We start from the raw sequence: 19165 nt of genomic DNA on the forward strand, positions 1-19165 counted from the left end.
AATACTAATATAGTAAGTTATCTGCTCTTACTTTGTATATAAAACACAATTTATTATATGTCAATAAGTTTATAATGAGGTTACTCATTCAACATCCTCTTTAATACGTTATCTTTCCTAATAAAGTGATGATATAATGCAGCTAGTATATGCAAAATTAATTAAAGCAGTAAATAAGCAGCCTTTTTATGGATTTTTTTAAAGATTTTGGCAAATTGTAAATCTGGAGCAAAAGAATTTATGGTAAACAAACCATAAAAATCAATATGATGGTTTGATAAACCAGTCATTAGAAGCCGCTTATCGGCATTAATAACATTAAAAGCTATAGCAAATTTATATTAATATTAGCGGCTTTTTTTGCCAATTCGGCATATCTTCCGGTAGCAAAACATTAGCATTATAGAATTTCCATAAAAGCCTTATTATTACTAAAGATAAAACAACTATATCGGTTGCTTCATGTATCCCGTATAATTGCCATTTTAAAGGAAGTTCTACGAAATTATTCATTAAGAAACCGACAACGAGCATTACTGTAACTATAATGCTCATGATCCAGTGAAAAAATTTGCAATTAAGCCGTAAGAATTTTCAGTATTTGTAAGTAGCATGATAGTACTCCAATAAATTATTCTGAACTTACTTAATGTCATTTTTGATGTCATTCCTGCGACAGCAGGAATCTAAAAACAAAATACTAAAATTATTAGTATTTTTAACTAGACCCCGTGGATAAGCCCACGGGGTGACACCGAGTCGCGGTATGATAGTTTCTTCTTAATTCCCAACTACCGTATCTATAATCTTTTCTGCCTCTGTACCGCTAATTTTTTCTTTATCATTCAGAATGAGATTAGCATTCTTTAAGTCATCTCCTATATGTTCCGCTCTTCCTTTTAAAATCTTAGCTAAAAACTGCTCGGCAAGAGCGTAATATGAGATTCTATTACCGGGTTTTGCAAATCCATGACCTTCATCTTTGTAAAGTGCATAAACTACCGGTATATGCTTTGCTTGCATGCTGTTTACAATCTGTTTTGATTCTGCCTGCACGACTCTCACATCGTGAACACCTTGTGCTATAAATAAAGGCTTTTTGATATTATCAACAAAATTAATCGGTGATCTTTGTCTTAAAAACTCTTTTTCTTCTTCAGTATCCCAAGGTCCTATACGTGTTTTATATATACTTAACAATGGTGTAATATAAGGAGCTTTAGATTGCACATGAGTTAATAAATTAGACATACCGACAACGTCAACACCGCAAGCAAATACGTCAGGCGTCATGGTAAGACCTACAAGTGTTGCATAACCTCCATAGCTTCCGCCCATAATACAAACTTTATCAGAATCAACTATATTATTCTTAATAGCCCAGTTAACACCATCAATTAAATCGGTGTGCATTTTACCGGCATATTCTAAATTACCGGCGTTTAAGAAATCTTTCCCAAAACCAGTAGAACCACGGTAATTTATACTTAAAACTGCGTAACCACGATTTGCAAGCCACTGATGCTCAGGATTGTATCCCCAGCTATCACGTGCCCACGGGCCGCCGTGGACATTTAAAATTAGAGGTACTTTTCTATCGGGTATATTATTTTTATCGAGCTTTACATCATTTGGAAAAGTGATATAGCTAACTAAATCAAGCCCGTCACGTGACGTGATAATTATCGGTATCATCTTAGCAAGATTATATTCCTCAAGTTCTTTGCGATTAGTAAATAAAAACTCAGATTTTTTATTTGCCCTATCATATTTATAATATTTCACCGGTGCATTATCAGCCATATAAGCAACGATCCAAGTTTTATCGTCTAGCGTCCTACTATTAATAATTAAATCACCGCGATCAATAGATTGCAAATATTTAATATCATCTTCAATATCTTTATCTAATATTTTATATGAGACTCTATCATAATCTATAGATACTGCTTGCGGAGTTTGCTTTGTGGGATGAACTGTAAATAAGCCAATATCGGCTTTTGCATCTTCGGCTAATATTTCTTCACTACCTGTAGCTAGTGTTATAGCTTTAAGTGCAGAGGTATTACGATTACGTCCCTCTAGCATATATAAAGTTTCACCGCTAGCATCAAAACCAAGTATGGAAGTGTTAAAAGAATCTTCCATTGATATCTTAGTGAATAACTTTGGTTCTCCGTCTTTTAATTCATAATATTCAACAGCTCCGTCTTTATCTAGTAAGCTACCAAATCTTAAATTTAAATTTTCATCGGTTACATAATCAGTAAATCTATCATTTTTATAAATCAGTTCTTTTTCTAGAGTATCTAGATTTAATTTGTAAATATCAAAATATTCAGGATTACGCTCATTTAAATATATTAATATCTCATTTGGCTTCTTATGACTTGCTCCGGCTATTTCGGCTTTAACTCCTTTTGCGGGAGTAAGTAATTTTGTCTCTTTTGTCTCTATGTTATAGCTATAAATTCGGTCATTTTCATCACCGTTAAAATCTTGGGTATATAAAATATTTTTATTATTATAAGCTTTAACATAAGACCAAATACCGCGTCCTTTGTCATGGGTTATGGCTTCTGCTTTACTAATATCATCTGAGGGGGCTAGCCAAATGTTTAATACACCGTCTTTCGGTGCAACATATAGAATATATTTGCCGTCGTGGGTTAGAGAAACCCTTGCTTTATCAGGGTTACCGAATAAAACTTTTCTGGGGATTATTTGATTGTTATCCGTTATCGTTTGCGTTTGAAACATAAAAATACCAACACTTATTATTAATATAGTGCCTATAATATAGAAAATTTTACTCATTACTAATAGTTTGTTATTTAGTTTTGTAGTCTTTTGATGTCATTCCCGCTTCCGCGGAAATGACATCCAGGTCATAAAATATAATTGCTACACTCTCTCAATATTGCTTAAAAACCAATCAACTTCTTTGGTATTAGCATTACGTGTAAATGTCCATTCTTCTTTTAAATCTTCGATTTTGTCAACTACATTTTTACCTTGAAATAGTAATTTAATAAATATGTTATTACCGAACATGTAAATTTCTGAATATTTTGCACTTAAAGCCGATGAGTCAAAAAAATTACCATAGGACGGCGTTATTTTTTCAAATTCTTCCAAGTATCTTTTATCTATCAGCTCAGATAATTCTTTAGCATCTTTTTTATAAGCAGCTTCTATAATCATTTGAAAAGCAGTTTTAGCATTATTTATGAATTTAACCGGATCAAAGGAGTAAAGGCGTTTATGGACTTGTTCCATTCCATCTACGACCGCAGTTATATTATGTTCCACTATTATATCTTTAAAAACTTTAATATCTTGGGTTGTTGGAATATTTTTTTCTTCTTTATTAGATTTAACTGTACTGTAAGTTACGTCCTTAATAACCGGTTCGCCAAAATAAGATTTTTGTTTTATCTGTTCCTCTTCTGAAGTAGAACCGAGAGTCGTAATTAATTTGTTGATAATGTAAAAGGCAATAACGGCAAAAATTAATAACTCTATTATTTGAGGAGACATTTTCTATTTATTTTTATTAAAAGATTATTCTTATATCTTAATATAAAAAAATAATCTTTTAAAGTTATTTAATAAAAATAAGGATTTATTTTTATTTGAGTTATACTTAAAGTTTAAAAAATAACTAAAATATCTTGATTATTTTAATTATTATGATATTATCGTTTTGTAAATGATGTTTAAACTCCATCATTGCAAGATATTTATAGCCTTTAGTCCATTTATGCTAGGGGGCGTTGTACTAAAGCTTAATTTTTAAGCTTTTTTAGTATAACGGGTAATTATTGTTTTCAATGATTTAAGTTTATCCACTAGCACCTATCTATCTATTCACTTTTAATTGAAGAATGAATTAGCAAGCTGGTAATTCAATTACATAATTGCAAAATAGTAGCTATTATAACCGAAGTAGCAAATTTAAGCTATAAAGGAGTTGGATAAATCCAGTAATATGCTACAAAAAATTCTGTAGTTAAAGCAGAAAGGTATAAAGCATATGAAATTTGACCTAGAAAATATGTTATTGGATTACCGAAAATAAGTTTACTTAATCCTGAATCATTAGATGTTCCAATAATTATTAAGGATGAGCCAACTGCAGGCCACCAAAGTGTTTCTGCATCAATGATATTAAAAAAGGAAATAATTAATATCCAAACATTTCCGTACTTATTGAACATGAAGGTTAATTCCAAGATACTAAATCCGTGAACCCCCATGCTTGAATAAGGAACACATTAAGAAGAAAAGTATAAGAATCATCGGAGGGTGAAAGAATTTCTAGAAAAATCGACTCTGCATTAATACATTAATACGCATAAAAGCATAAATAAATGTAAGGGATAAACTCTGGCAATACGTGCAAATAAAAAACTTTTATAACTAATGGTATGCGTATAAAATCTAGTATTATATACATAACATAAAATAAAGCCGAATAACACAAAAAATATTACGACCCCAAGACCGCTAAGTCTTGCTATATTCATTCCAATTGAGTTACCTGGCCAATTATATGTGGTGTGTAAGAAGAATACCCATAATGCAGCATACCCGCGTAAACCTGTTAATCCTTTTATTTCTTTTAAGTTATCTATTTTGTTATGCATATTTAATTTATAACATTACTGATTAAAATATGGCATGATACAATAACCTAAATATTAAAACAATTTATTAATAATAATTTTTTAATAAATTATTAGATTCTTATATTCAGAGATTTTTATAATAAGTGTGCCACTTTTATAGCATTATCAAATTCGTAATCGTAATGAAATCTTATATCAGGCGAGAATTTCATATTTATTTTATTAGTAATAAAATTTCTGATAGCATTTTTAGAATTATTTAATGCATCCATAATTTCATCTATTGTTAGTTTAGTATTAAAAGGCAAGAAATAACAATTAGCTATTTTGAGATCAGCAGTAACTATAACTTTCGTAATAGTGAGAGGACAATCAAAAAGTCTGCTATCCAGCATTTTGCCACGCCTTAGAATTTCTATTAATGCTTCATTTATAATGCTTGCTAATTTTTGTGGTCTATGAGAATTAGTTTTGGTTAATTTTTTCATGAGTTAAAATATATACAATTCTAAGGTATAATAGCATGCTTTTGCCAAACAACCAATACCTAAAAATTTTAGAAATTTTGTTTTAAAAAAACCGGAGGATAAAGAAATAAAGCTTCCCCAAAAAGAAAATGCCATTAAGAAAATTATAAATATCTCATATTTGTAATATAGTTTTGTTAAATTTTTATGTCTTAAAATATTTTGTGCATTTTTGGAAGCATAAAAGATATTTAAAACTATTCTTCCAAAAATATAATTGACTGCATTACCGCTAAGAGAAGCACAAATAGCTACTAACAGCATTATTAAACTATTATAGCCTCCGAACATTTTCATAGAATGAAATATTAATTCATTCTGAAAACCTATAACAAGATTTGAGACAAAACTATCAACAAATAATAAACTATATGCTTCAAATTGATTCATGAATGTAATATATTGAATTTTGATTAGGGGCATTAATAGTCATTGCGAGGAAAAACTGTAAGTTTTGACGAAGCAATCTCATGTCAAAATCGTGAGATTGCCACGTTCCCTATGGTCGCTCGCAATGACGATTTCCACAATCCTTACTATCTAACACCAAAATAAAGTAACTGGCAATGAAAAAGCAAATTATTTATCCTGATTTTATAGCACGAATTTTTTCTACGGCACTTGATTTATCATTATTTGCCTTTATAGCAATTCCAATATCACAATTTTGTTCTTTTAATTTATTATGGTTGTTCTTTAATGATTATTTTCTTAGCAATAACATTAATCTTCATAATCCCAATGCAATGTTTAACTCGGTTATGAGTCAGGAATTTTATGAATATCTTAAAGCAGGAAATTTTAATAAATATATTTTGTTTAATATTTCAATTTTTGCTACTAATATATTAGTAATAGGTTCATATTTCATAACGCTTTGGTATTATAAAGGCGCAACGCTTAGTAAAATGTTTTTACGTATGAAAATCGTAGATGCCGTAACATTAAATCGTCCGACTTTAAAGCAGTTAATTAAAAGATTTTTAGGGTATATGACTTTTCCTATCGGTATTTTTTTCATACTTTTTTCTTCTAAAAAACAAGCATTACATGATAAAATAGCTGGAACCGTCGTTATTAAGTCTTAAATATATTCCTAAGCAATAGATGAAGTTTAATTTGGACAAGAGCAAGGAGTATATAATGCGAGGAGCGGAGCGTATACTTAATAGGTGAGTACCGCAGTTCTTATAATACGACGTAGCTCATTTTTCAAATTAAACGAGTATATTTATGAATGAAACAAATGATAATGATATAGATCAGCTAATTTATCTTTTTTCAAAATTACCCGGTCTTGGTAGTAGATCGGCAAGGCGTATAGCGCTTTACCTATTGCAAGATAAAGACGTAAGGTTAAAAAGCCTGATTAATAATCTTGTAGAGATAGATAAGAAAATAGTAAAATGCGAGATTTGCGGTAATATGGATACGGAGAATATTTGCCGTATTTGTTCTTCTGAATATAGAGATAAATCAATTATTGCTATTGTCGAAACTGTGGCTGAATTATGGGCAATGGAGCGTAGCGGTAATTTTAAAGGTTTATATCATGTACTCGGTCATAATTTATCGGTAGCTAGTAGACAAAACCCTAGCATACTTCGGTTACCTGAACTACTTAAAAGATGTTTTACAGAAAATATTAAAGAAGTTATTATTGCTACTAATTCTACTTTAGAAGGTCAGACTACTGCTTATTTTATTACAGAATATTTAAAAGAACATCCTGCTAAAATTTCTCGCCTTGCTAGCGGTATACCTATCGGAGGTGAACTTGATTATTTAGACGAGGGTACCGTATCTGCCGCTATTAACCTACGCCAACCTTTTGAGTAAAAATTAATAATTTTATTAAAGTTATAGTGAACCTTGATGAAATTCTAGATGATGTTCGCCGGCGAATTTTATTACATCATTATGATTTCCTTGATGATCAAAATTTATCAGTAATGCACCTTGTTCGTTTGAATGTAATATATTTGTGAATAAACGCTGGTCACCATCAATTTTAATTTCAACTGCTTTTTTACCGATAAATTTAACGCCGTTATCCCCCTGTTGTCTATATATTATATCTTTCTTTAAGGCATTTATAAATTTGTCACATTGATTCTTATCTAATTTTTCTTGTAATTTTTCGCTAATTCTTCCATAACATTCAAGTCCTTGATATTTGCCTAAAGCAGTAGTGTTATTATTTGTAATTTCTCCTTCTTGATTAACTTTCCAACTGCTGTAACTAGGAATAACCTGCCCGATAGTATGAAGTAAATGTGCATTTTTATTGATTGATAATATTCATGAATTTCTATAGGATTTTCATACTGCTCTAGCTCTTCTTTAAGTGATAATAAACCAATATATTTCTGTATCTTTTCGTGATCATTAGCTAGCCTTGCAGCTGTGAGCCCATTCTCAATGGCTTCCTGATTTTTATTATCATATTGTAAAATTTCCTCAACTTTCTTTAACGCTAAGTTGTATTTCTTAATTCTAATTAAACAAGTGATAATCTTATTAATTTTTTCTATAGTTTGTGCTTGTGCAAAATTAAGGTTGCTAACAAGAGCTTCGATATGAATTTGATTAATATATTCTTCAGGATTTAATAAAAATTCTATTTCCTGGAAGATATTACTGAGATATGGAGTTATATTTTTAGGTATTTTTTGTATAAATTGTTTAGCTAATTGATATTGTTTGGTATTATATAAGGCTGTTGTAGATAGTAATATAGCACCACCAATAGAGTTGCTAATTTCGATTCACTCATCCTTTAGGTCTTCTTCATTCATAATTTTCTCAGCAGCAGAATATTGATTGTATTTGGCAATATATTGAAAACATCGAAACTGTTCTTTACTATCTTTAGATAAATTGTCTTGGTTAATTAGATTAAATTTTTTGCTTCTGTTGCCTTTTCATTAAGTAAATAAATATTAAATAAGCTATAGATTGAATCGCTATCGTTTGGTAGATCATTTAAAATGCGTAATAATTGCTCTTCGTCTAATGATAATTTTCCTGATATTATATTATAAGCTACTGATAGATTATAAAGGCAAAAATAGATGAATTTACTTTCCTGTTTTTGCTCATTGTTTACTAGATTTGCTAGTCGTGGTGCAAGTAATATTATTATTTCATCATATTTTTTGGTAGCAAGCAATATTTCAGAAAAAGAGCTTAGAATAGCAAAATCTTCTATATTTGCTAATTGTTTAATAATATCAGGTTGAAATTCAGGTTTTACAAATAATAAAATTTCTGCAATAAAATTTAGATATTTTTGATACCATTTTCCTTGCGTTTTAAGTAAATTTAAAACTATAGGTGCTGATTTAAGTATATCTTTGGCTACTTCTTCCATTAATGAAATATTCTTTTCTACTACGGCTAAATGAAAAATATTTTCCTTAGTGATAAATTTATTGATAATCTTAGTGATAGGGTTAGAAGAAATATTTCTACTTTAGAATTTTTATTAATTAAAGCATTATATTCACTAATCTCATAATCTTTAAATAACTCATGATTTCTAAGTTCTTCGTAACTGTAATTTTTCAATACACATTCCAATAGCTTTTTTGGGGTTTTTACCTCTTTTATCTTCTTAATTGCTAAATTAGCAAATTCTGAAGCTAATTTTGAATTTTTTATTTCTTCAATAGTTCTTAAATTTTTTATATCAAAATCTTTAACTATTGCTGAGTACAATTCTATAGCTGTATTTAAGATAATATTGCGAGTTTCAAGTGATAACCATAAAATATGGTTATTTTCAGAAAAGTTAATAGAAGACTTTTTTGATTTCATATGTGATGCCTAGTTATTTTTAACAAGGCATCATATATTAGTTTAATTCTTAGTCAAAAAATTATTAATATTTTTTAATAATTACCAACTGAATTGCTCTTTAATAATTCTATCTTCCAGCGTATGGTTTTTATTAAAGAGCAGTTTGATAGGCTTATCCTTAGTAGATTTAACGGTAACATTTGCGATATTATTAAACTCCTGAAAGTCGGCAGTAGCATTTACCGGTCGTTTATTTGTATTAAGTATTTCAAATTTAATCGTAGCAGATGAAAGCAGTAAAGCACCGTGCCATCTACGCGGTCTAAACGAGCAGATAGGGGTTAGGCATAACATGTTTGACTCAAGCGGTAAAATAGGACCACCGGCAGATAAATTATAAGCACTACTTCCGGCAGGTGTTGCAACTAAAGCTCCGTCTGCTACTAATTCGCTCATTCTCTCTATCCCGTTTACGTCTATTCTAAATTTAGCAGCTTGATTAGTTTTGCGAAATATCGATACTTCGTTAATAGCAAGTGCCGTATATATTTGACCGCTCGTATCTTCGACTTGCATAAGAAGAGGATTTAGGATAGAAACTGTACTTTCATGTATATTTTGTAATAAATTTTTGGTATCTAAAGGATTCATTAAAAAGCCGAGGCTTCCTAAATTAACTCCGTAAAAAGGTATATTAAGATGCATATAGCAGTGAATATTATGTAGTAATTCTCCATCCCCGCCTATTACGATAATTACCTCCGCTTCCTCTATTTTACAATAATTATAGAGTTTTTTTATTTCCTCTATAATAGCTAAATGTTTGGAATTTTGGTTATAAATCAATGCTATTTTATTTATATTCATTAATATGAATTTCTTTTTTAAATATATAGACGCTTAACTAATAATAAGTTATAAGAATAAAGTAATAAAATAAATATTAAGTTAAATTATGTCATCATTCAACATCAAAAATCATAAAAATGATCTGCTATTTGTACCGCTAGGGGGATCTAATGAAATAGGTATGAATCTTAATCTTTACCATTATCAAGGTAAATGGTTAATGATTGATTGTGGTAGCGGTTTTGCCGATGATTATTTACCGGGTGTTGATATGATAATTGCTGATAGCAGCTTTATTGAGAAATATAAAAAAGATATAGTAGGTCTGATTTTAACTCATGCTCACGAGGATCATTTAGGTGGAGTCCAATATTTATGGAATAGCCTTAAATGTCCTATTTATACTACTACTTTTACAGCAAATTTTTTAAAAATTCGTTTAAATGAATATGATTTTGCTAAAAATATAAAAATTCATGAAGTAAAACCCGGTAGTAAAATAAATCTAGATCCTTTTTCCTTAGAGATGGTGCCACTGACTCACTCGGCTCCCGAAATGCAAGCAATTATGATCCGTACGGATGCAGGTAATATTTTACATACGGGAGATTGGAAATTTGATAACGATCCGATACTTGGGAAAAAAGCCGATGAAGAGTTTTTAAAATCTTACGGAGATGAAGGGGTTCTTGCACTTGTTTGTGATTCAACTAACGTATTTAATAAAGGAAGCTCAGGTTCTGAGGGGGAGGTTAGAAAAAGTTTAGTAGATATTATAGCCGGTTGTCCTCAAATGGTAGTAGTTTCAACCTTTGCCTCTAATTTAGCACGGCTTGATACAATAATTCATGCTGCAGTGCTTGTGGGTAGAAAAGTAGTCTTAACTGGTAGAAGTTTGCACCGTGTGATGCTTGCTGCGCAGGAAAGCGGCTATTTGAAAGATATTGCTCCTCTAATTAGTGAACGTGATGTTAGCAGGTTTAGAAGAGAAGAATTATTAGTAATTGCTACCGGTTGTCAAGGTGAGCCTATGGCTGTCACCGCAAAACTGGCTAGTAATTCTCACCCGTCTATAAAGCTTGTTCCTAAGGATACAATGATTTTTTCTTCAAAAATTATTCCGGGTAATGAAAAGAAAATATTCAGGCTATTTAATATATTTGTTAAAGCCGGTGTAGAAGTTATTACCGAGCGAGACCATTTTGTACATGTTTCAGGACATCCATCGATTGACGAGCTACAAAAAATGTATTCTCTAATTAGACCGAATATTTGTATACCTGTTCACGGCGAGCCTGTACATATTCATGAACATGTTAAGCTTGCTAAGGAAAACGGCATAAAACAGGCAGTAGAGGTTGAAAACGGTAGTGTAGTACTGCTTGAACCTAATAATGCAAAAGTAATTTCAAAGGTTGAAAACGGTTATTTAGCTGTTGACGGTAATTATTTACTGCCCGTTGAATCTCCGATTTTCAAAGCGAGAAGACGTATGCGTGAGTCGGGTATCGTGGTAGCATCAGTAGTCATTGATAAAAAAGGACTGCTTGCTGCAAACCCAATGCTGTCTATGCCCGGGCTGCTTGATCCGAAAGAGGATATGGCATTAGTTAACCTCATTAAAAACGACATTAAAGAACTTGTTACCATTCAAAATAAACAGGCTAAAAAAGCATTGTCGGATGAACAAGTAATCGAGGCAATAAAAGGAACAATCCGTAAAACCTTAAAACAAGAAATTAATAAGTCACCCGTTATAATAGTAAATCTTGAGAAAGCTATGGAGTAGTGAAATTGTTATTGTGAGTAGGTATTGTTTTATGGCTCGAGAAATTTGCTCAATGTCACATTCCCGCCTTCGTGAGAATAACATAAACAAGCCAAGCAACGATACCTACAAACCTGCAAGTGACAAAGAAAAAATAAGCACATGAACAAATTTAAAAATATTGCGGTTTATGGGGGAGGGAGTTTCGGTACTAGTCTTGCTTCTTTAGCAGCACAAAACTGTAATAACGTTACTTTATTTTTACGTGATGAAGCAATAGCAAAGGAAATTTTACATAACAAAACTAACGTAAAATATTTAGGGGATATTAAATTACCTGCTCATTTACAGGCTACTACAAACTTAGATATAATTAAGGATTTTGAACTAATTATTATTGCAGTGTCGTCTTACGCTTTTGATGACTCAATAAAGTTATTAAAAACTCACAGCATTTCTAAAGACAATACTCTTCTAATTGCAACAAAAGGCTTTGCCCGTAATCCTACCGCATTATTTTCAGATAGGTTAAAAACTCTATTACCGCATAGCCCTACAGCGTTTTTTGCAGGTCCGAATCTGGCAAAAGAACTTGCTAAAAATTTACCTGCTTCGGCAAGTATTGCAAGTTTAGATATAGATATAGCAAATAAAATAGCTTATAACCTAAGTTCAAAAATTTTTACTACTAATGTGTCAAGCGATATTGTAACATTACAGGTAGCAGGAGCTTTAAAAAATATTTTTGCTATTAAAAGCGGGATTGATTTAGCAAGAAAACAGGGCGAAAATGCAAGAGCAACGCTTATAGTAGCTGCCTTAAAAGAAATTGCTATTTTATCGAAAGCTTTAGGTGGTATGCAAAAAAATTCTGATATTTTACTAGAAGTGGGAGTAGTAGGCGATTTAGTGCTTACTTGTTATTCGTTAGGCTCACGTAATACAAAATTTGGTTATGAACTTGGAATTAGTAGCGATAAAAAGAAATTTTTACAGGAGTATAAAGAGCTAGTAGAGGGAAGAGAAGCATTAAAATTAGTTTTAGATTTGATAAAAAAATATAATTTACATATGCCTATAATTTCTAAAGTAGCTTCGTGTGTTATTCCTTATGTCATTCCTGCGAAAGCAGGAATGACATAGGTATCCATGCAACAATGCCGACTCCACGCGAGCAATACCAATCAAGTATTACAGCAATCTCTTCATCTGTTCTTGCTCTAATTTTTCTTCTTTATCTAGTTTGTTTAAAAATTCTTTATAAAAATCGTTTGTTATATATACAAGTTCCATTTCGGTATTTAATTCAGAAGATTCAAGTATGATTACACATTCACCATCCTTGAAAGTAACCACTTTATCATTTTCTTCTTCTAAACTATATTTATCTTTTAAAATGTTATAAAACTCTTCAAATTTATTTTGATCTATAGTTAAAATAACGGCTTCTATTACATTAAAATCATTACATATCACTAAAGCTTTAGATATAGTTTTTGTATTTGGTTCTATATAATAATTATATCCTTGCCAATAATTAGGTTCTTTATTGATGTTGTATTTTTTTTGTTAGATCTATATTGGTAGTTTTATTTAATTCAAGACCAAGTGGCATAAGATTAGAATAGATATTTAAACAAAGAAATATAATGAATAAGGATAATAGATTTTGCATAAATAATATGAAAATTTTATATTAAATTAGATACCTAAAATAACATAAGATTTTTAAAGTTTCAATTAAAAATTTATTTTGATCTGATGAAGTAAAAATCTTTACAAAATTTAGTGAAAAAAAATAAAACTCATATATTATAAGTAATTATATCTTTAGCTCATTACATGATAATCTTTAGTATAGTTTTTTTTAAAACCGTTTCGGTATTATTAAGTGTAGTAATAGGATTTTTAGCAGGTAAATATTCAAATGTTGAAAGAGATAGTATATCTTCGTTACTATTCTATTTTATATCGCCTATAGTATTTTTTACGATACCTGCTAGTACAACCTTAACACTTGCGGCATTAAGCGTTACGGTCGTAACATTTGTAATTGCAACACTCTTATCGCTCTTTTCTTATTATTTTTTTGGTAAATTTTGGCAGGATCATACACGTAATATTATAGCTTTGTCTGCAGGTACGGCAAATGGTGGGTATTTTATGTTGCCTATAGCTGCAGCACTTTTTGATGATTATACATTAAGTATTTACATGATGGCTGTTATAGGAGTGAATATTTATGAATGTTCCGTCGGCTTTTATATTTGTATGAGGAGTTTTGCTAATACCACCGATAGTATATTAAAAGTAGTAAAATTACCGATTTTAAACGCTTTTTTCTTGGGATGTTTATTTAGTTTTTGCGGTTTTACTTTACCGGATTTTTTAGATGATTTTATATATAATATGAAAGGCTCTTTTTCGATACTCGGTATGGTGATGGTAGGTCTTGCTCTTTCGTCTCTACAAAAATTTGAAGTCGATATCAAATTTACTCTTGCTACTTTTGCTGCTAAATTTCTATTCTATCCTTTGGGAATAGGGTTATTTATAATGTTTGATCATTTTGTAACAAAATGGTATAACAATGATTACTATAATGCCCTAAAACTACTTTCTACGGCACCACTCGCAGCAAATACTATAGTTATAGCAAATTTACAGAAATTTTACCCTGAAAAAGTTGCAGCTACTGTGTTTTTATCTTTGCTTTTTGTAGTTATATATATGCCGACCATGGTCAGTATATTTTTAAGTGACTTAAATTAATAACATGATGACAATGATTTTTTTAAAATTTATTCTAAATTGGTATTAATAGGTTCATATGAAAATTAATTCAATAAAAATTGGTCCCTATATTAATTTATTACCTCTTCAATATATACCGAAACATAAAATTTCTTATGTGGAATTCGGTGATCCTAAAAATAAAAATGTAATAGTATGTGCTCACGGTTTAACTAGAAATGCTCATGATTTTGATAAAATAGCTAAAGAGTTGAGTAAAAATTATAGAGTAATTGCAATAAATTATCCCGGTCGCAGTGATAGCGAAAATTTAAAAAAAGCTAATCATTATAACTATACAACTTATATTAAAGATACGTTATTTTTTTTTAAAAGGCTAAATATCAAAAATCCTATTTGGCTTGGTACTTCAATGGGCGGTATTATAGGTATGATACTTGCCAGTAAATATAAAAATATTTTTAAAGCCTTAATATTAAATGATATAGGGGCGTTTATTGATGCTGCTCCTTTAATTAAAATTGGAGGTTATGCTAAAAAAACGATACTCTTAGATGATTTGGCTAGTGCAAAAGAACATTTAAAACTTATTTATGCACAAAGCGGTATTAAAGATGAAGAAGATTGGGATTATTTAACAAAATATAGTGTAATTTCTACATTCGGCGGAAAATATAAAATGAATTATGATCCTGCTATAACAAAAGGAATGAAAAATGCTAGTAACCAGGAAGATATTAAACTATGGTCTGTATGGAATAAAATAAAATGTAGAATATTAGTAATTCATGGGATGAAATCTCAAATTTTAACAAAATCTACTATTAAAAAGATGAAAGAAACAAAAATTTTTGATCTTTATGAAATAAAATATGCCGGTCATGCTCCTTCTCTAATGAATCCTGAAGAAATTAACTATGTCAAATCTTGGTTAGAAAAGAAGTCTTAGATTGTGTGACCTTGTGTTGTACAAACATTCAGGATGTCATTCATGCGGAAGCGGGAATCTAGAAAAATAACCTTAATCTTGGTACAAAATTACATATTTAATAAAATAAACATATAAAAAAACTGTTTTTTATATGTTTTTTTGGATTCCTGCTTTCGCATGAATGATATAGGCATCATTTAAATTAATAAATAATAATTATGAAAATTACTACTAAAGTACTAATAATAGGTTCAGGACCTGCGGGCTTAAGTGCCGCTATTTATACAGCTAGAGCTGCTTTAAAACCAATATTAATAAATGGTATGCAGCCAGGCGGGCAGCTTACAATTACCACCGATGTTGAGAACTATCCAGGATTTGCGGAAACGGTGCAAGGACCTTGGCTTATGGAGCAGATGTCTATGCAGGCTAAAAATGTTGGTACGGAAATTGTTAGTGATTACGTAGAAAAGGTGGATTTATCAAAAAGACCTTTTAAAGTATTTACAGGAGCAGGAAATGAATATGACGCGGAGAGCATAATAATTTGTACCGGTGCGGAAGCAAAATGGCTTGGTATAGCTTCAGAGCAGAAATTTCGTGGTTTTGGTGTTTCGGCATGTGCTACTTGCGATGGTTTCTTTTTTAAGAATCAAGAAATAGTTGTAGTAGGGGGAGGAAATAGTGCAGTAGAAGAAGCTTTATACTTAACCAATCATGCTAGCAAAGTCACTATAGTGCATAGAAGAGATAGTTTTAGAGCTGAGAAAATATTGCAGGATCGATTATTTAAAAATCCTAAAATATCAGTAATTTGGGATCATGTAGTAGATGAGATTGTAGGTAGCAATAAACCGAAATCCGTTACCGGAGTTAAAATTCAAAATGTTCACACCAAAGAGATTAGTTTATTGAATTGTAGTGGTGTATTTATAGCTATTGGACATGCACCGAATACGGGACTATTTACCGGACAAATTGTAATGGATGACGATAATTATATCATCACGAAGTCAGGCACTACTAGAACTAGTGTAGAAGGTGTTTTTGCTGCTGGTGACGTTCAGGATAAAATTTATAGACAAGCAGTAACTGCTGTAGGAACAGGCTGTATGGCGGCTCTTGAGGCTGAAAAATTTCTAAATAAATAATTTAGATTTTTTAGCTGTAAATTAACATATAAGTTAATAAAAATTAATAAAAAATTGTTGCATTCAGTAAGACACTTATTATAGTCATTGTGTATTAATTTAATTAGGTACAGATATAATGATTTGGAACATAATAAATATACCACCACAAAAATATACCACCACAAAAACAAAATATTGATATATATCCATTACTTGTGAAATTGTTAGTTAGACGAGGTAGTTTTAACATACAAAATTTAGAAGTATTGAAAAATGCTAATTTAGAAATAGAGCTAGAAGAAGCTGCATTTTCACAAAAATTTTTAATATATTCTGCAATAAAATTTTACTTAAATTATTTTTATCCAAATAGCCAAAATGAAAAATTTACAGAGCTAGAAATAACCAGAGTTAGATATGATCAAGTGATAAAGGCTCCTGATATTAGGTTAGCTACCGATAAGCCTACAACTACTAATATATTTAAAATATTTAAAAATTTTACTTTTGACTCAATGTTACATCAGAATTGGATTTTTAATGGAGATGATAGTTGGCTGTTAGCAAATATAAATCTTAATAAAGGCGGTTATTTAATAACTTAGAAAAAGTATTTCTCTCAGCTGTGATCTCTTTAGAGTTACAATTAATAAATCCTAAGAAAAAATATTACTCTGATATTTCATCTGAGGTTATTGAGTATGCATGGGGAAATATTAAAGGAGTTAAAGGTAATTATTTAGAGCCATTCAAGAATTTAATAGCTTTTGGCAAAGAAGAAATAAGTCCCTCTGAGTTATGGGTTAAAATAAGCTGAGGCTATAAAGGTAGGTAAAGTATCAAATTTATTGTGAGAAAATATTCTAGAAGACTTAAACAAGGCAGGTGTATTACTTTATTATAATATAACTGAAAACTCTGCTATATTATCTGACATTGGATATAAATTTCCTCAAGAAATATTGAATCTTATATTAAACGCAATAGTTCCTGAAGATATCATTTTTTTCGTCTGAGTTACGGGAATTGTGGCCTTGTTGCATGGTTCGAGAAAAGTGTTCGGTGTCATTCCTGCGAAAGCAGGAATGACATAAAATGAGCCATGCAACAACGCCAATGTTTGCTCGCAATGACGATTTTAGTATCCACGCAGGTAATGAGAAATATATGAACTTACTTAAAAACGTTACGGGAAAGAATTATATAAACGGTGAATTTATAGAGTTCGGGAAACAAATATCCGTTATTAATCCTGCGACTTTAAAAGAAATTGCTACAGTTCCGAATTTGGGATTATCTGAGATTAATTCAGCGATTAATAATACGGTGACTAGTTTTTCTTCATGTTCACAAAGCTCATTTGAAGCGAGAATAGCGATTCTTAGAAGATGGTATAATTTAGTAATCGAAAATATTGAGGAGTTAAGTCATATATTAACCCTAGAGCAGGGTAAAGTACTTGCTGAATCAAAAAAAGAAATTTTATATGGAGCCTCTTTTATTGATTGGTATACATATGCTATACATAATATTCATTCGACTATCAAACCCGGTAATAGTAAAACTCATAAAATTGTTACGCAATATGAACCTGTAGGACCGTCTGCTGCCATAACTCCTTGGAATTTTCCAAATGCAATGATTACTCGCAAGGTAGTACCTGCGCTGCGGGTTGCAGTGTTATATTAAAATCGTCAAGTCTTACGCCTCTATCAGCTTTAGTACTTGCAAAATTTGTAAGCGATGCCGGTTTGCCTGCCGGAGTATTTAATGTAATTACAGGTAGTTCAGATATTATAGGCAAGGCTTTTTGTGAAGATTTTAGGCTTCGGAAATTATCATTTACCGGCTCTATAAATGTCGGTAAAATTCTATATCAAAATGCCGCAAATACTCTAAAACGTTTATCTTTGGAACTTGGCGGTAATGCTCCTTTCATTATAACGGTAGATAATAATTTAGAGAAAGTAGTAAGTGATTTAGTAATCGCTAAAACTAGAAATAGTGGACAGTCTTGTACTTCACCTAACAGAATATTTATAGAAGAATCTATATATGAAAAATTTATAAAAATTCTAAAGGCTAAATTTACTAAGCTTAAAGCCGGTGACGGATTTGATAAGGAATCGGATGTAGGTCCGTTAATTAATTCTGCTGCCATAGAAAAAATACAAAAGTTACTCGCTGATGCACAAAGTAAAGGAGCTAAATTAATTTGCGGCGGTAAAGCTGTTGATAATTTTATTGAGCCTACTATTATTATTGACTGTTTGGATAATATGGATATCCTTAGAACAGAAATATTCGGTCCGGTAGTTGCTTGTTATAAATTTAAAGATTTGGATGAAGTAATAGAACGTGCAAATAATACCGAATACGGCTTGCAAGGACATGTATATTCAAATAATATATCCGTGGTACAAATGATAGCGTCTAAGCTTGATTTTGGTATGGTATCGATTAACGACCCGTTACCTGCAAATGCAAAAGCACCTTTTGCAGGACGTAAAGCTTCAGGTTTTGGAGTTGAAGGCTCATTTGAAGGGATATTTGAATATTTAAATACGAAATATATAAATTTACAGAATTAAGAATGCCTGCATGGTTCCTTTTATGTCATTCCTGCGAAAGCAAGAATCTAGTAGAGAATATAAAAAATTATTTTATATGCTTATTTTATAAAAAATATAATTCTTTGTAGCAGTATTAAGATTATTTTTTCTGGATTCCCGCTTTCCCGCGAATGACATAGAAAATATAATAATCTAAGT

General features: G+C 30.8%; 18 protein-coding genes and 4 pseudogenes. 10 read left to right on the plus strand and 12 right to left on the minus strand.

What is annotated here, in order from left to right; genetic code table 11:
- Positions 1–161: 161 nt before the first annotated feature.
- The 8 genes and pseudogenes from AB4K15_RS03610 to AB4K15_RS03645 form a co-directional block, all read right to left on the minus strand.
- A pseudogene (locus AB4K15_RS03610) lies at positions 162–319 on the minus strand (cytochrome B).
- Between the two features lie 17 nt (positions 320–336).
- Positions 337–555, minus strand: a complete 219-nt coding sequence (locus tag AB4K15_RS03615; RefSeq protein ID WP_500224703.1) for a cytochrome b — start codon at positions 553–555, stop codon at positions 337–339.
- A 225-nt stretch (positions 556–780) separates the two neighbouring features.
- Complete coding sequence (locus tag AB4K15_RS03620) at positions 781–2817, minus strand: S9 family peptidase (protein WP_500224701.1); 2037 nt, start codon at positions 2815–2817, stop codon at positions 781–783.
- Between the two features lie 87 nt (positions 2818–2904).
- Complete coding sequence (locus AB4K15_RS03625) at positions 2905–3540, minus strand: Tim44 domain-containing protein (RefSeq protein WP_032074200.1); 636 nt, start codon at positions 3538–3540, stop codon at positions 2905–2907.
- Positions 3541–3892: 352 nt separating this feature from the next.
- Positions 3893–4175: pseudogene (locus AB4K15_RS03630) on the minus strand (hypothetical protein); the annotation flags it as partial.
- Between the two features lie 165 nt (positions 4176–4340).
- A complete protein-coding gene (locus AB4K15_RS03635; RefSeq protein ID WP_084698821.1) occupies positions 4341–4649 on the minus strand; it encodes an acyltransferase family protein in 309 nt (102 codons plus the stop codon).
- 116 nt (positions 4650–4765) lie between these two features.
- Positions 4766–5119, minus strand: a complete 354-nt coding sequence (gene rbfA, locus AB4K15_RS03640; protein ID WP_032074201.1) for a 30S ribosome-binding factor RbfA — start codon at positions 5117–5119, stop codon at positions 4766–4768.
- A 3-nt stretch (positions 5120–5122) separates the two neighbouring features.
- Complete coding sequence (locus tag AB4K15_RS03645) at positions 5123–5548, minus strand: YqaA family protein (protein ID WP_032074202.1); 426 nt, start codon at positions 5546–5548, stop codon at positions 5123–5125.
- 176 nt (positions 5549–5724) lie between these two features.
- Here AB4K15_RS03645 and AB4K15_RS03650 point away from each other — a divergent pair, with 176 nt between their 5' ends.
- Together AB4K15_RS03650 and recR are read left to right on the plus strand one after the other, a co-directional pair.
- Positions 5725–6246 carry an RDD family protein gene (locus AB4K15_RS03650; RefSeq protein WP_032074203.1) on the plus strand — a complete coding sequence of 174 codons (522 nt, stop codon included), beginning with the start codon at positions 5725–5727 and terminating at the stop codon, positions 6244–6246.
- Positions 6247–6391: 145 nt separating this feature from the next.
- Positions 6392–6997, plus strand: a complete 606-nt coding sequence (gene recR, locus AB4K15_RS03655) for a recombination mediator RecR (RefSeq protein WP_032074204.1) — start codon at positions 6392–6394, stop codon at positions 6995–6997.
- 1054 nt (positions 6998–8051) lie between these two features.
- On the opposite strand, the gene AB4K15_RS03660 is transcribed toward recR, so the two are convergent.
- From AB4K15_RS03660 to AB4K15_RS03670, 3 genes are all read right to left on the minus strand, one after another.
- On the minus strand, positions 8052–8531 hold the full coding sequence (locus AB4K15_RS03660) for a hypothetical protein (RefSeq protein ID WP_500224693.1): 480 nt from the start codon (positions 8529–8531) through the stop codon (positions 8052–8054).
- Between the two features lie 26 nt (positions 8532–8557).
- Positions 8558–8977, minus strand: coding sequence for a hypothetical protein (locus tag AB4K15_RS03665; RefSeq protein WP_500224691.1), 420 nt, complete (start codon positions 8975–8977; stop codon positions 8558–8560).
- An 81-nt stretch (positions 8978–9058) separates the two neighbouring features.
- Positions 9059–9826 (minus strand): NAD kinase, encoded by a 768-nt coding sequence (locus AB4K15_RS03670; protein ID WP_032074205.1) that lies wholly within the window; start codon positions 9824–9826, stop codon positions 9059–9061.
- Between the two features lie 88 nt (positions 9827–9914).
- On the opposite strand from AB4K15_RS03670, the gene AB4K15_RS03675 reads away from it, so the two are divergent.
- Positions 9915–11597: a ribonuclease J gene (locus tag AB4K15_RS03675; protein WP_032074206.1), complete on the plus strand. Its 1683-nt coding sequence runs from the start codon at positions 9915–9917 to the stop codon at positions 11595–11597.
- Positions 11598–11738: 141 nt separating this feature from the next.
- Positions 11739–12719: an NAD(P)H-dependent glycerol-3-phosphate dehydrogenase gene (locus AB4K15_RS03680; protein ID WP_032074207.1), complete on the plus strand. Its 981-nt coding sequence runs from the start codon at positions 11739–11741 to the stop codon at positions 12717–12719.
- Between the two features lie 48 nt (positions 12720–12767).
- Here the strand turns inward: AB4K15_RS03680 and AB4K15_RS03685 are convergent, their stop codons facing one another.
- On the minus strand, positions 12768–13052 hold the full coding sequence (locus tag AB4K15_RS03685; protein ID WP_500224687.1) for a hypothetical protein: 285 nt from the start codon (positions 13050–13052) through the stop codon (positions 12768–12770).
- A 366-nt stretch (positions 13053–13418) separates the two neighbouring features.
- Between AB4K15_RS03685 and AB4K15_RS03690 the strand changes: the two genes are divergently transcribed.
- The 6 genes and pseudogenes from AB4K15_RS03690 to AB4K15_RS03715 all read left to right on the plus strand — a co-directional run bounded on the left by AB4K15_RS03690 (position 13419) and on the right by AB4K15_RS03715 (position 18985).
- Positions 13419–14348: an AEC family transporter gene (locus AB4K15_RS03690; protein WP_032074208.1), complete on the plus strand. Its 930-nt coding sequence runs from the start codon at positions 13419–13421 to the stop codon at positions 14346–14348.
- Positions 14349–14406: 58 nt separating this feature from the next.
- Positions 14407–15279 carry an alpha/beta fold hydrolase gene (locus tag AB4K15_RS03695; protein ID WP_032074209.1) on the plus strand — a complete coding sequence of 291 codons (873 nt, stop codon included), beginning with the start codon at positions 14407–14409 and terminating at the stop codon, positions 15277–15279.
- Positions 15280–15479: 200 nt separating this feature from the next.
- Positions 15480–16412: a thioredoxin-disulfide reductase gene (gene trxB / locus AB4K15_RS03700; protein ID WP_032074210.1), complete on the plus strand. Its 933-nt coding sequence runs from the start codon at positions 15480–15482 to the stop codon at positions 16410–16412.
- A 248-nt stretch (positions 16413–16660) separates the two neighbouring features.
- A pseudogene (locus tag AB4K15_RS03705) lies at positions 16661–16958 on the plus strand (hypothetical protein).
- Between the two features lie 61 nt (positions 16959–17019).
- The gene (locus tag AB4K15_RS03710) at positions 17020–17211 is read left to right on the plus strand and encodes a hypothetical protein (protein ID WP_500224683.1); all 192 of its coding nucleotides are present in this window, start codon (positions 17020–17022) and stop codon (positions 17209–17211) included.
- A 350-nt stretch (positions 17212–17561) separates the two neighbouring features.
- Positions 17562–18985, plus strand: a pseudogene (locus AB4K15_RS03715) (NAD-dependent succinate-semialdehyde dehydrogenase).
- Positions 18986–19165 lie beyond the last annotated feature (180 nt).

The organism is Rickettsia aeschlimannii (assembly GCF_047973405.1).
GTDB classification, from domain to species: domain Bacteria; phylum Pseudomonadota; class Alphaproteobacteria; order Rickettsiales; family Rickettsiaceae; genus Rickettsia; species Rickettsia rickettsii.

Bases quoted from the DNA above. Each gene is read 5' to 3' on its own strand.
- AB4K15_RS03615 (WP_500224703.1), bottom strand. From the start codon at position 555: ATGAGCATTATAGTTACAGTAATGCTCGTTGTCGGTTTCTTAATGAAT.
- AB4K15_RS03620 (WP_500224701.1), bottom strand. From the start codon at position 2,817: ATGAGTAAAATTTTCTATATTATAGGCACTATATTAATAATAAGTGTT.
- AB4K15_RS03625 (WP_032074200.1), bottom strand. From the start codon at position 3,540: ATGTCTCCTCAAATAATAGAGTTATTAATTTTTGCCGTTATTGCCTTT.
- AB4K15_RS03635 (WP_084698821.1), bottom strand. From the start codon at position 4,649: ATGCATAACAAAATAGATAACTTAAAAGAAATAAAAGGATTAACAGGT.
- rbfA (WP_032074201.1), bottom strand. From the start codon at position 5,119: ATGAAAAAATTAACCAAAACTAATTCTCATAGACCACAAAAATTAGCA.
- AB4K15_RS03645 (WP_032074202.1), bottom strand. From the start codon at position 5,548: ATGAATCAATTTGAAGCATATAGTTTATTATTTGTTGATAGTTTTGTC.
- AB4K15_RS03650 (WP_032074203.1), top strand. From the start codon at position 5,725: ATGAAAAAGCAAATTATTTATCCTGATTTTATAGCACGAATTTTTTCT.
- recR (WP_032074204.1), top strand. From the start codon at position 6,392: ATGAATGAAACAAATGATAATGATATAGATCAGCTAATTTATCTTTTT.
- AB4K15_RS03660 (WP_500224693.1), bottom strand. From the start codon at position 8,531: ATGGAAGAAGTAGCCAAAGATATACTTAAATCAGCACCTATAGTTTTA.
- AB4K15_RS03665 (WP_500224691.1), bottom strand. From the start codon at position 8,977: ATGAAATCAAAAAAGTCTTCTATTAACTTTTCTGAAAATAACCATATT.
- AB4K15_RS03670 (WP_032074205.1), bottom strand. From the start codon at position 9,826: ATGAATATAAATAAAATAGCATTGATTTATAACCAAAATTCCAAACAT.
- AB4K15_RS03675 (WP_032074206.1), top strand. From the start codon at position 9,915: ATGTCATCATTCAACATCAAAAATCATAAAAATGATCTGCTATTTGTA.
- AB4K15_RS03680 (WP_032074207.1), top strand. From the start codon at position 11,739: ATGAACAAATTTAAAAATATTGCGGTTTATGGGGGAGGGAGTTTCGGT.
- AB4K15_RS03690 (WP_032074208.1), top strand. From the start codon at position 13,419: ATGATAATCTTTAGTATAGTTTTTTTTAAAACCGTTTCGGTATTATTA.
- AB4K15_RS03695 (WP_032074209.1), top strand. From the start codon at position 14,407: ATGAAAATTAATTCAATAAAAATTGGTCCCTATATTAATTTATTACCT.
- trxB (WP_032074210.1), top strand. From the start codon at position 15,480: ATGAAAATTACTACTAAAGTACTAATAATAGGTTCAGGACCTGCGGGC.